General features: G+C 69.9%; 14 protein-coding genes and 1 pseudogene. 8 read left to right on the plus strand and 7 right to left on the minus strand.

Annotated elements, in window-relative coordinates:
* Positions 1-27: 27 nt before the first annotated feature.
* Positions 28-1527 (minus strand): DUF8728 domain-containing protein, encoded by a 1500-nt coding sequence (locus MFF24_RS14200; RefSeq protein WP_238225062.1) that lies wholly within the window; start codon positions 1525-1527, stop codon positions 28-30.
* A gap of 216 nt (positions 1528-1743) precedes the next feature.
* Between MFF24_RS14200 and MFF24_RS14205 the strand changes: the two genes are divergently transcribed.
* The 5 genes from MFF24_RS14205 to MFF24_RS14220 all read left to right on the plus strand — a co-directional run bounded on the left by MFF24_RS14205 (position 1744) and on the right by MFF24_RS14220 (position 3963).
* On the plus strand, positions 1744-2163 hold the full coding sequence (locus MFF24_RS14205; RefSeq protein ID WP_133089918.1) for a hypothetical protein: 420 nt from the start codon (positions 1744-1746) through the stop codon (positions 2161-2163).
* A gap of 81 nt (positions 2164-2244) precedes the next feature.
* Positions 2245-2517 (plus strand): sulfurtransferase TusA family protein, encoded by a 273-nt coding sequence (locus tag MFF24_RS14210; protein WP_238225063.1) that lies wholly within the window; start codon positions 2245-2247, stop codon positions 2515-2517.
* A gap of 23 nt (positions 2518-2540) precedes the next feature.
* The gene (locus tag MFF24_RS14215; protein ID WP_108938869.1) at positions 2541-3107 is read left to right on the plus strand and encodes an NUDIX domain-containing protein; all 567 of its coding nucleotides are present in this window, start codon (positions 2541-2543) and stop codon (positions 3105-3107) included.
* Positions 3108-3205: 98 nt separating this feature from the next.
* Complete coding sequence (locus MFF24_RS28835; RefSeq protein WP_283214504.1) at positions 3206-3340, plus strand: hypothetical protein; 135 nt, start codon at positions 3206-3208, stop codon at positions 3338-3340.
* A 221-nt stretch (positions 3341-3561) separates the two neighbouring features.
* Entirely contained in the window at positions 3562-3963 is a 402-nt protein-coding gene (locus MFF24_RS14220) for a DUF3775 domain-containing protein (RefSeq protein WP_133089921.1), read from the plus strand.
* Positions 3964-4030: 67 nt separating this feature from the next.
* On the opposite strand, the gene MFF24_RS14225 is transcribed toward MFF24_RS14220, so the two are convergent.
* The 5 genes and pseudogenes from MFF24_RS14225 to cobS all read right to left on the minus strand — a co-directional run bounded on the left by MFF24_RS14225 (position 4031) and on the right by cobS (position 7267).
* Positions 4031-4471 carry a phospholipase A2 family protein gene (locus MFF24_RS14225; RefSeq protein WP_238225065.1) on the minus strand — a complete coding sequence of 147 codons (441 nt, stop codon included), beginning with the start codon at positions 4469-4471 and terminating at the stop codon, positions 4031-4033.
* 319 nt (positions 4472-4790) lie between these two features.
* Positions 4791-5483 carry a retropepsin-like aspartic protease family protein gene (locus tag MFF24_RS14230; protein WP_238225067.1) on the minus strand — a complete coding sequence of 231 codons (693 nt, stop codon included), beginning with the start codon at positions 5481-5483 and terminating at the stop codon, positions 4791-4793.
* Entirely contained in the window at positions 5483-5692 is a 210-nt protein-coding gene (locus MFF24_RS14235) for a DUF1289 domain-containing protein (RefSeq protein ID WP_238225069.1), read from the minus strand. Before MFF24_RS14235 ends, MFF24_RS14230 begins: the two co-directional genes overlap by 1 nt.
* A 54-nt stretch (positions 5693-5746) precedes the next feature.
* Positions 5747-6425: pseudogene (locus tag MFF24_RS14240) on the minus strand (DUF6891 domain-containing protein).
* A gap of 14 nt (positions 6426-6439) precedes the next feature.
* The gene (gene cobS / locus MFF24_RS14245) at positions 6440-7267 is read right to left on the minus strand and encodes an adenosylcobinamide-GDP ribazoletransferase (protein WP_166058534.1); all 828 of its coding nucleotides are present in this window, start codon (positions 7265-7267) and stop codon (positions 6440-6442) included.
* A gap of 169 nt (positions 7268-7436) precedes the next feature.
* Between cobS and cobT the strand changes: the two genes are divergently transcribed.
* Positions 7437-8468, plus strand: a complete 1032-nt coding sequence (gene cobT, locus MFF24_RS14250) for a nicotinate-nucleotide--dimethylbenzimidazole phosphoribosyltransferase (protein WP_238225072.1) — start codon at positions 7437-7439, stop codon at positions 8466-8468.
* 231 nt (positions 8469-8699) lie between these two features.
* Here cobT and MFF24_RS14255 read toward each other — a convergent pair whose 3' ends face one another.
* A complete protein-coding gene (locus MFF24_RS14255; protein WP_238225074.1) occupies positions 8700-10241 on the minus strand; it encodes a sensor histidine kinase in 1542 nt (513 codons plus the stop codon).
* A 323-nt stretch (positions 10242-10564) separates the two neighbouring features.
* On the opposite strand from MFF24_RS14255, the gene MFF24_RS14260 reads away from it, so the two are divergent.
* Complete coding sequence (locus tag MFF24_RS14260) at positions 10565-11020, plus strand: (2Fe-2S)-binding protein (protein ID WP_238225076.1); 456 nt, start codon at positions 10565-10567, stop codon at positions 11018-11020.
* A gap of 35 nt (positions 11021-11055) precedes the next feature.
* The gene (locus tag MFF24_RS14265; RefSeq protein ID WP_238225078.1) at positions 11056-13251 is read left to right on the plus strand and encodes a xanthine dehydrogenase family protein molybdopterin-binding subunit; all 2196 of its coding nucleotides are present in this window, start codon (positions 11056-11058) and stop codon (positions 13249-13251) included.
* Positions 13252-13385: the final 134 nt, after the last annotated feature.

Genomic DNA, 13385 nt, shown 5'->3' on the forward strand with positions numbered 1-13385 from the left:
TCCGAGAGTGGAGCCCAGCCCTGCCGCCTACTCCGCAGCAGCGCTCGCGGGCGGCGTCAGGTGATAGAGGATGTAGGGACCACGCGCGATCCCCGTATCCAGTGGATCGAGAGTCCAGCCGCCGCGGCGTAGATCATCCGCAAGAGAGGCCCAGAAGCGGTCGGGCGCGTCGTCGAGGATAATCGCGTGGGTCGCCCCGCTGCGCCGGACGATCGCGTCGAGGGCACGGAACCGCGCGGTCCCACCGCTCGGTGCCGTCCAGCGGCGGTGATCGGCAATGCTGTCGGGTGATTTCAGGCCGACCAGATCGGTGAGCGGGAGGTTGCTCGCCTCGGCGATCACGCCGGCATCGTGGATCAGAAGATGCGCCTGCGGCAGGTTTGCCTGCGCCCAGTGCGCGAGGGCCCTGTACTGCGCCACGCGCTCCTGCCCGGCGGCGATGTGGGTAGGGGATAGCAGGGCGACCGCGGCCTGGGTCAGAATGAGGGGACGCAGAAGGCGCAGACCGCGCCCAGCGCCGAAGCTCAGGGCCGCGAACAGGGCGATCGGCAGCAGCGCGTAGGTATAGCGGTACCCGTTATGCGCGAGCACTTCCCAGTTGGTCAGCGCGAAGCCGAGAATGAACAGACCCACAAAGCTCCAGATAGCCCAGGCCATTCTATCGCGGCCGAGAAAGGGCAATGCCGCCACCGCCGGCCCGATTCCGATCGCTGTCAGCAGCGCGGCGTAGAAGAGGTTCTCCGGTAGGCTGCCGGAGGGCTTAGGGAAGAACGCCCGCTTCGCCGCCATCGTCTGCGGCAGCAGGGCACCGGTCGTGGCGAGGCTCCAGACCAGCCAGGGACTGGCCGCCAACAGCACGATCGTCGCGTCCGCCGTGACGGCACGCAGGGCTGTCACGCGATCGGGTCCGGCCTTGAGCCGCAGCCACAGCTGCCGCGTCATCAGGATCAGCGAAAGCAGGCCGAGTTCGGGGCGCAGGAAGGGCAGGAGCCCGCAGACCAGTGCCAGCCGCCGCGACGGACGGTCGAGAGCAAACACCAGCGCCCACGTCACGGCCGCCATGACGAGGCCGGTCTCCAGACCGTTGAGGAGCTGACCGGCGCCCGAGGCTACGCCCACGAGAGCCAGCGCGGTGCCTTCCGGCCAGGGAAGGCCAAGCCGTTGCGCCAGCGTCAGCAGCCCGGCGAGGAACAGCACCAGTCCGATACTGGCGACGAGATACGCCGCGGCCTCACCCGGCAGCACCAGGCTGAAGGCCGTCACCAGGGCGAGGTGGATCGGGCTGCTCGCGCCGACGAGGGCCGGGACACCGTAATTCGGGTCGCGCCCGTCGATCAGGACACGGGCATTGTGGAGCGTGATGTAGGCATCGTCGAGGGGGAAGATCCAGCCGCCGCGTGCCCAACAGAGCAAGGCCAGGCCGAAACAGGCGGCGGCACAGAGCGCGATGCGCAGATCGGGCTCGACGCGTCGGCCGAGCTTGGCCTGCGCGATCGGCGCAGAGGCGGTTGCAGATGAGGCGGGCATCGAGACCGTGTCGTGATATGTCACGATCAGATCATGCCGGCCTTACCCGCCGATGAAGGGACGACCCGGACCCTCGATCGGCCTGCCGAAGATCGGGTTCACGATGGGGAGATCGGCTGCGGCGAATTTTCCTCGCGGGCAAGCTTTGCCGTTGGAACGCGTTCGGCACTGCGTTGTTCCTCTGCGTGTTCCTTAATGGCTAAGGAGTCCGCACCCATGTCCCGCATCACGACCCTGACGCTGGCCGGCCTCACCGCGGTGGGCCTGACCGTGACGGCCGTCCCGTCGGCCGAGGCTGCACCTCTGCCCGCGATGAACGCCGCGCAGGTCGGCGGTGGCAACACCACCGTCGACACCGTCCACTGGCGACGCGGCTACTACGGCGGCTATTACGGCCCCCGCTACGGCTACGGTTACGGCTATCGACGCCGCAATGTCGGCGGCGCGCTGTTCGCGGGCGCGGCGCTCGGGCTGATCGGCGGAGCGATCGCCGCCAGCGCGGCGCCCCGCTACTACGGCTACCCGGCCTATGGCGGTTATTACGGCTACGGCCGCCCCGTCGGCTATTACGGCGGCTATGGCTACGGCTACCCGGCCTATGGCGGCTATTACGGCTACGGCCCCTACGGCTGGTAACAGACCCTTCCAGCCATCGAGACGATCGCCCCGCCGGCCGGGTTCAGCCGGCGGGGCTTTTTTGTGCTATGCGCCGCTGCCATGCCCGAGATTCCGCAGGACGGCGCGGTCGAACTCGACCTCAGCGGCCTCAAATGCCCTCTCCCCGCCCTGCGCACGCGCAAGGCCCTGCGGGCGCTTGCGCCCGGCGCGTGCCTGGCCGTGACCGCGACCGACCCGCTCGCCGAGATCGACATCCCCAATGTCGTCCGCGAGGAAGGGGCGTCGCTGGAGGCGCAGGAACGAGACGGTCCGGCCTCGCGCTTCCTGATCCGCCGCTGCGCCGACCGGGCCTGCGAGCCCGCCCGATCCTGAACCAGCCCTCCCGAGGAGACGCCATGCCCCCCGAGATCCGCGGCACCCGCACCGTTCACGACGGCTGGGCCAGCTTCGTCGTCGCCGAGGTGACGACGCCCGAGGGCGCCGAGGTGACCCGCGAGATCGAGGATCACGGCGAGGCCGTCTGCGTGCTGCCCTACGACCCGGAGCGCCGGGTCGCCCTGCTGATCCGGCAGTTCCGTGTGCCCCCCTTCTTCACCGCGGGCGTGACCGACCTGCTCGAAGTGCCTGCGGGCCTCCTCGACGAGGCGGATCCGGCGGAGGGTGTGCGCCGGGAGGCCTTCGAGGAGACCGGCTTGCGGCTGTCGCAGCTGGAACCGGTCTCCACGGTGTGGAGCCTGCCGGGGATCTCCACCGAGCGGATGCACCTGTTCCTCGCCCCCTACGCGGAGAGCGACCGGGAGGGGCCGGGCGGCGGCCTGGCCGAGGAGCACGAGGCGATCACCGTCGTCGAGATGCCGCTTCCCACCCTCGCGGCCATGAGCGAGGCCGGCGAGATCACCGATATGAAGACGCTGGTGCTCCTGCTCTCCTTGCGCCTACGCCGCCCCGAACTCTTCGCCTGACACACCGGCTTGCGGGCCGGCCGGCAGCGCCTATCATCCTTCGCGCGCGGAACGGGTTCTCTCGCACCCACGGAGGCCGCCGCGCGGGAGATGCGCCCATGTCGTTCTTCATCGGGATCGCCGGCCCCTGGCTCGTGGTTTCCGCCCTCCTCCTGATGTGGCACCGGCGGGAAGAGGAGCGTCCGGCGCAGACCGTGCCCGCCGAGACGGGCGGGTATCCGCCCCGCGCCTGAGGCTTCGCGGGCGGCCTCGTCCACCGTTACCTCGCCATCCCTGTCCCGCACGGCGCCCCGTCCGCGTCGAACCAATGGCTACGCCACGGGTTGTCGAGGCTCTGCGCCCCGTTGCGGCCCGAGGTCACCGGCTGGTCCGGACAGCCGCGACGGATCCCGCGCATTCCGTTCGAACCCGACGTGCCGCCCTCTCCGGCGGGCCGTCGAAGCTGGAGTGACGTATGGACATCGCCCTCGACAAGGTCACCGAGATCATCCTCCGGCTGCGGGCGGTCGAGGTGAAGGAAGGGGTGACCGATCCGGATTCAGGCTCCAACCCGACTGATGACGGCTCGATCGACATCCTGACCAGCGGCACCGACGACGCCACCGAGCAGGAGATCCGCAGCATGATCGCCGGGCTCAACGAGGACGAGCGCGCCGATCTGGGAGCGCTGCTCTATATCGGCCGCGGCGACTACGAGGCGGTGGAGTGGCGCACGGCGGTCGCCTTCGCCAAGGAGCGCGAGGCGGCGGGCGATACGGTGATGCGCGAACTGCTCGGCACGCCGGACGGGGCCTCATTGCTCGAGGAAGGCCTCGACGCGCTGGGCATTCCCATGGAGCCGCCCGAGGCGACTTGAGACGGAGGTCGCGGTATCGGCGCGGAACGGAAGTTCCTCGCCGATACCTGATGACGAGCGGAAACGATCAGGGTTCGCAGGCCAGAGCCTTCGCGCCGACGGCGACGAACTGCGCTGCGGTCCGCAATTCATCGCTGATCCGCGGCGTGCGGGCCACAACGGTGGCCTCCCGCGCTAGCCGGTCGTTGCAGGAGCAAGTGGGCAGCCCCTGCCCCACGGGCGGCGAGCAGGCATCGTGGTGCATGCAAGCCCGATCGAGGGCATCGACCGGAGGAAGTCCAGCGCCGCGGCTACCGGAGCCACAGTAATTGCCGTGAAAGACCAGGGCGCCTTGCGGCAGTCCGTTGCCGAGATCGGGCGGAGTCGGTGCCTCGATGGTGGGGGCCTCGACGACCGGCGGGGCGACGGATTGGGCGGAAGCCGCCGACGTCGCGAGTGCGAGAAGCGCAGCCGAGACTCCGGCGGCCAGGGAAAGGCGCCGGACGGCGGGGAAGGCAGGAGTGGTCACGGTCAAAGTCTCTCCGTTCGATACGCTCCCCTCAAAGCCTTCCGTGGGCCGGGCAGATCACCCGCCTGATGAAGGCTGAGCCGTTCAAACGATTTTCCCTGGCTGCGGTTCACTGTTTCACGCAAGAAACAAGCCAGGGACTTGATTTCAGAAACTATAATTCAGGCCGCCGCACACGACAGGGAAGCCGGGCGCTGAATGCCCGCTGTCTAATCGGTGAGAATGGTCGTGGCGTGGAAGCACAATGCTCTCGCCAAGACGGTTTTCCGGGCGGCGCGCATGGAAGTGGGCGCTTGGCCGATACCGGTAAAGGCCGGCGTCAGCGGCTGCGCAGGATCAGCCGGTCGCCGCGCACCTCGTAGGAGGGCAGCCGATCAAGGAAGCTCTGGCCGAGCAGGTTGGTGGTCAGCGCGCCCGGCCGGCTTACCATCGCGTTGACGTTTCGCTCGGTGATCGGCCCAACCGTGATCGAGTCGAGCCGGATCGGCGCTGTCAGCGCGGTGCCGTTCGCCGTGGAGACGCGCTGGGTGAAGGCGCTTTCCGGCGGGCGGATGCCGAGCCGTTCGGCGGTTGCGGCGGTGAGCACGACGCTGCTTGCCCCCGTGTCGAAGACGAAGCGCTCCTCGGCGCCGCCATTCACCGCCGCCAGCACCGAGAAATCGCCGTCGGAGCGGCGGGTGATCGTCACCTCGTCACCGGGGCCGAGCACGGCAGTGCCGGGGCGCAGCGCCCCGACCACGTTGGCGCCGACCTGCTGCGCGTCGTTGCGGTAGGTGTAACCGATGACGATCACAGCGCCGATGGCGAGCCAGATCAGGATCGAGCTCACGGTCTTTCCCGGCATCGCGAGCGCCTGCCGCCAGCGCCCGGCGGTGAGGAGGAGCAGCAGCGCCGTCGCCGAAACGAGGCCAGCGACTTGATCCGAATCGAGCCCCATCACCGGGCCGCCATCGTGGTTGGCGATCAGAACGACGAGGCCGATCCCGAGGATGGCGAGGCCGGCCCACATCATCACGCGCGGATCTCCCGCTGAGGGTAGGCCCGGCGTAGCCGCTCGGGCAGCACCGCCATGACCGCCAGACGCTGCGGCTCGGAGAGCGAACCCCATAGCCCGATCTCCTCGCGCGTGCGCCCGCAGCCCTCGCATAGGCCGGTTACGGCATCGAGCACGCAGAGCTTGGTGCAGGGTGAGGAGGGTTTGTTTGAAGGAGTCGCCAGCATCGTCCGTGCAGATGGGGCGGAGCGGGGCCGTGAATCAAGGCCTCGCCGGCAACGTCATGCCTCCCGCGGGTCGTCGGGCGGGCTGCGCTTCAACCACTGGATCGGATGGACAAGGATGCGCGTGCCCACGTCGCCCTCCCACTTGGTCCGCAACCCTTGTGCCTCCCACCGCCGCCACGATCTCGGCGGCGATGGCGGCCATGGTCTCGTCGCGATCGTCGAACGAGCCGAAGGCGATGTAGAGCCCCTGGTCGAAGACCACCGCCTCGACATCCTGACCGTGGTAGAACACGAACCCACGCGAGGCGCGCCCGCGCTCCTTACGCCGGTGATAGACCTCGGCCGCGTCCGAGATCCCGTCGGAGCGGGTGTAGCCGGCGCGATGCAGAGCGATGATGCCGGCGGCATCGAGCCTGTCGAAGGCGATGGCGAGGCGGTCGAAATCCGTCTCCAGCGGCCAGGTCGCCTCGTCGGCCCGCTTGCGCGCGAAGGCGCGGGCCACCTCCGCCTCGACCCAGCGGCGATCGTCGGGCGCGACCGCGTCGGGGTTCAGGTAGGTGTCGAGAATCGTCCCGCGCGTCGAGGCCTCGGTCTCGAAGCCGCCGCGGGCCAGGATCTCGATCTGCTCGGCCGTGTCGGCACGGTCGATCTTTTCGACGGGCATATCGGAGGACGTCCGGACCTGCGCCTTGGCCCGACGGCCGGCAAGGAGCCGACGGAGGATCCTCAGCATCGTGCCACCCTCGCCTACGCCGTTGCCGCCACCAGAGCCAGCAGCACCGCGATCTCGCCAACCTGCTGGCAGGCGCCGACGACGTCGCCGGTCTGGCCGCCAATCTTCCGCTCGGCGAGCGCGCTCAGGCCGAAGGCCGCGAGCGGCGCGAGGATCAGTGCGAGGACGAGGCCGAGCAACGGCAGGCCGAGGGCGGCCGCGATTCCGGCGATGATCAGGCAGAGCAGCCCGGCAATTCCGAGCGTGGCGCGGCTGGGCCGACCGACGGCGGCACCCGCGCCGCCGGGACGGGCGGGGTCGAGGATCGCGAGGGGGATCAGTGCCGCCGTCCGCGAGAGGGCAGCGGCGAAGAGGAGCGCGACCGCGGCGAGCGTACCGGAGCGATCGAGCAGGGTCGCGAGCATCGCCGCCCGCAGTGCCAATCCGAGGAACAGCGCGGTGCCGCCATAGGCGCCGATGCGGCTGTCGCGCATGATCTCCAGGCTGCGCTCGCGGCTCTGCCCGCCGCCGAACCCGTCGGCGACGTCGGCCAAACCGTCCTCGTGCATAGCGCCGGTGATGAGGGCGAGGGCGACGAGGGCGAGCGCAGCGGCCACGAACGGCCCGAGCCGGATCTCCCAGGCCAGCACCAGCACCAGAGCGGCCGGCAGCGCGATCAGCAGCCCAGCCAGCGGCAGCACCCGCGGCACGGTGCGGAAATCCGGTGCGGCATGGGGCGCCGGCTCGTCGGGAAGAGGCGGGATCGGCAGGCGGGTGAAGAAGCGGAGGCAGGCGGCGAGGTCATAGACCCAGTCCGCACCGGGAAACGGCGGTCCGGGATCGCGGCCGCTGCGCTCGATCATTCCGTCCCCCTTCGTCCGGCCGCCTGGACCCGCGGGCCCGTCCGCTTCTATAGCGCCGGGAGCCCCCTGCCTGCTACGCGGCGCCGTCGTCTATCCGGTGGCAATTCCCGCGCCGATCGGGCGACCTCCTTTCGCGGTGTCCCCGCCCCCGACGCGCACGAGATCTCCCATGACCTCAGACCAAGCCGCCTCCCCCTTCGCCGATATCCGCCGCCTGCTCACCGAGATGCCCGGCCCGGACGGGGACACGGTCGCCGCGATCCGCGCGCGCGACGCGCAGCTCACCAAGCCGCCGGGGTCGCTCGGGCGGCTCGAAGAGTTCGTGGAATGGCTCGGCGCGTGGCAGGGCAAGGCTAAGCCCACCCTCGACCGGCCGATGGTCTGCGTCTTCGCCGGCAGCCACGGCGTGGTGGAGCGCGGCGTCTCCGCCTTCCCGGCCGCGGTCAACCGGCAGATGCTGGACAACTTCGCCGCCGGGGGCGCGGCGATCAACCAGCTCTGCGCCGCCTACGGCCTCGGCTTCCGGGTGTTCGACCTTGCCGTCGACATGCCGACCGGCGACATCTGCTCCGGCCCGGCGCTGGACGAGAAGGGCTGCGTGGCCACCATGGCCTTCGGCATGGAGGCGGTGGCCGCGGGCACCGATTGCCTCGCGGTCGGCGAGATGGGCATCGGCAATACCACGGTCGCGGCGGCGATCTACGCCGCGCTTTACGGCGGCGAGGCCGAGCACTGGGTCGGGCGCGGCACCGGGCTCGACGCGGCCGGCCTCGACCGCAAGGCGCAGGCCGTGCGGCTGGCGCTCGAAACGCACAAGGATCATCTGAGCGACCCGCTGGCAGTGCTGGCGCGCCTCGGCGGCCGTGAGATCGCGGCGATGGCCGGCGCCATCCTCGCCGCGCGGCTGCAGCGAGTGCCGGTGGTGCTCGACGGCTACGTCGCCACCGCCGCGGCCGCCGTGCTGCACGCTGCCGACCCGCACGCCCTCGACCATTGCCTCGCCGGCCATCGTTCGGCGGAAGGGGCGCATGGCGAGGTGCTGGAGCGGCTCGGCCTCACACCCGTCCTCTCGCTCGACATGCGGCTGGGCGAAGCCTCGGGCGCGGCGCTGGCCCTCGGCCTGCTGAAGGGCGCGCTCGCCTGCCACCGCGACATGGCGACGTTCGAGCAGGCGGGGGTTTCGGGCAAGAGCGCGGACTAGACGTCTTTTCAGTCGAGGGGCTTGGCAAGCTCATCCCCCCTCATGCCGAGGCGCCGAGCCAAGGCTCGGCCTCGAAGCACGGCCGAACGGTCGATCCCGAACAGCGATCCTGTCGCGTCGGTCTGGCAGGAGAAGCGTCGCGGCGTGCTTCGAGGCTGCTGCACCGCTCCTCATCATGAGGACCGTGGTGACTGGCGGAACCGGTTGGTCGAACGGAGGCCGAAACCTCCGTCAGGCCGCCCGCGCGCGCTTGGCCGGCCCCGTCTCGGCCGGGACCCTCTCGGCACCGAGATTCATAGCGGGCAGAGTGTCCATGCCGCGGCTGGCCGGGAAGGTGACGATCACCTCGGTGCCCTCGCGCGGCTTCGACTTGAGCTGGAAGCCGCCGCCGTGGAGGTCGATCAGGCCCTTCACGATCGGCAGCCCCAGGCCCGAGCCCTGCTCGGCGGTCTTGATCGCCAGCGAGCCGCGCCCGAACGAGGACATCACCGTGCCGAGCTCGTCCTCGGGGATGCCGGGGCCGGAATCCTTGACGCTGACATACTGCCCGCCCGACGAGGTCCAGCCGACCTTGATCGTGATCTCGCCGCCGGGCGGGGTGAACTTCACCGCGTTCGACAGGAGGTTGAGCACGATCTGGCGCAGGGCCCGCTCGTCCGCCCAGAGACGGGGCAGGGAATCGTCGATGAGACTCGTGAAGGTCTGACCCTTGCTGCGGGCGCGCAGGGTCATCATGTGGCGGCACTCCTCGACCGTGTGGGCAAGTTGCACCGCCTCCTCGCTCAGGTCGTAGCGCCCGGCCTCGATGCGCGAGAGATCGAGGATCTCGTTGATGAGGTTCAGCAGGTGCATCCCGCTGTCGTGGATGTCGGTGGCGTATTCCCGGTAGGCCGGGGCGGTGTGGGCGCCGAACACCTCGTTCTTCATCACCTCCGAGAAGCCGAGGATGGCGTTGAGCGGCGTGCGCAGCTCGTGGCTCATGGTGGCGAGGAAGCGGGATTTGGCGAGGTTCGCCTCCTCCGCGCGCCGGCGCGCCTCGTCGGAATTGGCCTTGGCCTGTTCGAGTTCGGCGAAGATCGCGTCCTTCTCCGCCCGCGACTGCAGGGTGCCGACGGCGGAGGCGTAGAGGCGGCGCGCCAGACCGGCGAAGAAGACCTGGCTCGCCACCGTCATCGCGACGAGGAGCATCGTGTCCATGTCGCGAGAGAAGAGCAGCAGCGACAGGGCCGCCAGCATCAGCGGGAGCAGGCCGGACAGGGCGGCGACCGGCACGGTCGCGGCGAGCATCGTCGTCACCGCGGCGACGATGACGAGGCCGAACAGCGCCAGGGTGCGGGCATCGGGAGCGCCGACGAGCAGCAGCATCGCCCAGGCGAGGCTCTGGCCGAACTCGGCGGCGATGAAGGCGCGCCCCCACCGCTGCAGCGGCAGGCTGTCCGGCGCCTGCCGCAAGAATCGGCGGCTCAGCAGCAGCATCAGTGCGGTGGCGGCGAGCGCTCCGGCCGCCCAGAACGCCGCGGTCACGGCCGGCACCCAGATCGAGGAGGCCCCCGCGACCACCAGCGCCAGCGCCAGAAGCGGGATGCCCGCACCCACCCGGTACTGGGCGTAGAGGCGCAGCAATTCGTAGTCGAAGGCCCGCTCCAGGCCGCTCGTCGAGGTCAGCCGCTCCCGGGCCGAGCGCATGTCGCGGGCGATGCCGCGCCGCTTGGCCACTTCCTGCGAGGAGGGCCCACGCCCGCGCTGAACCATCTCCGCTGTAAGGTCGGCCATAACAGTCGAGATCGCCAATCGGGAGCGGTGCGGGGCCTGATCGTGGTCTTGCGGCGCACGCGGCAAGGTTGAGAGCCGACAGCCTGCCCGCGAACCGTTAAGAAGCGGCTTCGAGACTCCCGCGAATTGTTTCGATCCCAGTCGAGAAAAGCTCATTTCGTATTCAGGTGCGCTGCCGCACATCAGGAATCGGCGTCCGGGATCAGAATCGGAACGATTCCAAGTGCCGTCCCGAAGTGATGCGCCCGACGTGCCCTGTCCTTACGGGAGAGCGCTCGCGAGCCCCGGCGCATCGTGCGGCCCGTCGATCACGGAGTGCGCCCATGCTGACCCTCAACCTGAACGGCGTGGTCCGGGAGGTCGATGCCGACCCCGACATGCCCTTGCTCTGGGTGATCCGCGACCGGCTCGACATGACCGGCACCAAGTATGGCTGCGGCATCGCCCAGTGCGGCGCCTGCACCGTGCATGTCGATGGCCAGCCGGTGCGCTCCTGCCAGACCCGCATCGGCGATGTGGGTGAGGCCAAGGTCACGACGATCGAGGGCGTCGAGGGCAAGGTGGCCGACGCGGTGAAGGCGGCGTGGCGCGGTCTCGACGTGGTCCAGTGCGGCTACTGCCAGTCCGGCCAGATCATGTCGGCCATCGGCCTGCTCAGCGACAACCCGAAGCCCAGCGACGCCGACATCGACGGCGCCATGGAGGGCAATGTCTGCCGCTGCGGCACCTATCAGCGCATCCGCGCCGCCATTCACGAAGCCGCCCGCTCGCTCGCCTGAGCCGCCTCGCAATCCACCGCATACAGGAGCCTGGCATGCTCAAGCCCGATTTCACCGCTGCGCCCGTTCCCTCCCGGCGCGCCTTCCTCACCGGCGCGGCGGCCGGCGCCGTGCTGATCGCCTTCCGCCTCGACCTGAAGGGCGCCCGCGCCGCGGAAGGTTCGGACGCTCTGTCCAAGGCCCCGGCCCAACCCAACGCCTTCGTGCGTATCGCCGCCGACGACACCGTCACGGTGATGATCAAGCACCTCGACATGGGCCAGGGCAACACGACCGGGCTCGCGACCATCCTCGCCGACGAGCTCGACGCGGATTGGGGCCAGATGCGCGTCGCCTTCGCCCCGGCCGACGCCCGGCTCTACGCCAACCTCCTGATGGGCCCGGTCCAGGGCACCGGCGGCTCGACGGCGATCGCCAATTCCTGGTTCCAGCTCCGCAAGGCGGGTGCGGCCGCCCGCGCCATGCTCGTGGCTGCCGCCGCCGACAAGTGGGGCGTGCCGGCGTCTGAGATCACCGTCGCGAAGGGCGTGATCAGCCACAAGTCCGGCAAGCAGGCCCGCTTCGGCGAATTCGCCGAGGCCGCCGCGGCCAAGCCGGTGCCGCAGGAGCCGCGCCTCAAGACCCCGGCGGAGTGGACGCTGATCGGTCAGCGCGTGCCGCGCATCGATTCGGTCGCGAAGACCGACGGCACCGCGATCTACTCCCTCGACATCCGCCGCCCCGGCCAAGTCACGGCGCTGGTCGCCCACCCGCCCCGCTTCGGCGCCACGGTGAAGTCGGTGGATGCGGAGGCCGCACAAGGCATGCCCGGCATCGTCGGCATCGTCACGATCCCGACCGGCGTGGCGGTGATCGCCCGCGACACCTGGAGCGCGATGAAGGCCCGCGAGGCCCTCAAGATCACCTGGGACGACTCGGCGGCCGAGACCCGCTCCTCGGACGCGATCCTCGCTGAGTACCGTGAGACCGCCAAGACCGCCGGCCTCGTCGCTTCCCAAGCGGGCGACGCCGACGGCGCCCTCAAGGGTTCGGCGAAGGTGTTGGAGGCGGAGTTCTCCTTCCCCTACCTTGCGCATGCGGCGATGGAGCCGTTGAACGCCACGATCGAGCGGGCGTCGGACGGTAGCTACGACGTCTATGCCGGATGCCAGATCCAGACCGTCGAGCAGGCGGTGCTCGCCGCGACGCTGGGCGTTACCACCGACAAGGTCCGGCTGCACACGCAATGGGCCGGCGGCTCGTTCGGCCGGCGCGCGACGCCGGGCGCCGACTACTTCGCCGAGGCCGCCGCGATCGTGAAGGCCTGGGACGGCAAGGCGCCGGTCCACCTCGTCTGGACCCGCGAAGACGACATGGCCGGTGGCTACTATCGCCCGCAGGTCTTTCACACGGTCAAGGCGGGCCTGAACGAGAAGGGACAGATCACCGGCTGGCGCCACGCCATGGTCGGCAAGTCGATCATGATCGGCTCGCCCTTCGAGGCGATGCTGGTGAAGAACGGGATCGATTCCACCACCGTCGAGGGCGCCTCCGACACGCCCTATGCGCTCCCCGCCTACCGGTTCGAGGTGCACAATGCCCGCGAGGGCGTGCCGGTGCTGTGGTGGCGCTCGGTCGGCCACACCCACACCGCGCATGTGATGGAGGTGTTCATCGACGAGCTGGCGCATGCTGCGAACGCCGATCCGGTCGCCTATCGGCTGTCGCTGCTGACCCGGGCGCCGCGCCTGTCCGGCGTGCTGCGGCTGGCCGCCGACAAGGCGGGCTGGAGCCAAAAGCCCTCCGAGAAGGGCCGCGGCCTCGGCGTCGCCGTGCACGAATCCTTCGGCTCCTACGTGGCGATGGTGGCCGACGTGACGGCGGGCGATTCGAGCGTGAAGGTCAATCGGATCGTGGCGGCGGTCGATGTCGGCGTGGCGGTGAATCCGGACATCATTCGCGCCCAGGTCGAGGGAGCGGTGGGCTTTGCCCTGTCGGCGGTCCTGCGCAACCGCATCACCCTCAAGGACGGCGTGGTGCAGGAGCGGAACTTCGACAGCTACCAGCCGACCCGCATCTCCGAGATGCCGCGGGTCGAGGTTCACATCGTGCCCTCCGAGGTCGCGCCCACCGGCATCGGCGAGCCCGGCGTGCCGGTTCTGGCGCCGGCCATCGCCAACGCGGTCTTCGCTGCGACGGGTCAGCGCCTGCGCTCGCTGCCGCTCGATCTCTCGGCCCTGCGCGGCGCGTAGTCGATCCGGCCCGGCCCGCCGGATTCGATCGGGGCCGAAGCGGTTCGGTCCCGATCGTCCGGCAAGATGCTCGATCTACCCCTGCGTGCTTTACAACCGTATCAGACTGTCCCTTAGGTTGAACCCATCGAGCC

Source organism: Methylorubrum aminovorans, from assembly GCF_022179725.1.
In the GTDB taxonomy this organism is placed as follows: Bacteria; Pseudomonadota; Alphaproteobacteria; order Rhizobiales; family Beijerinckiaceae; genus Methylobacterium; species Methylobacterium aminovorans.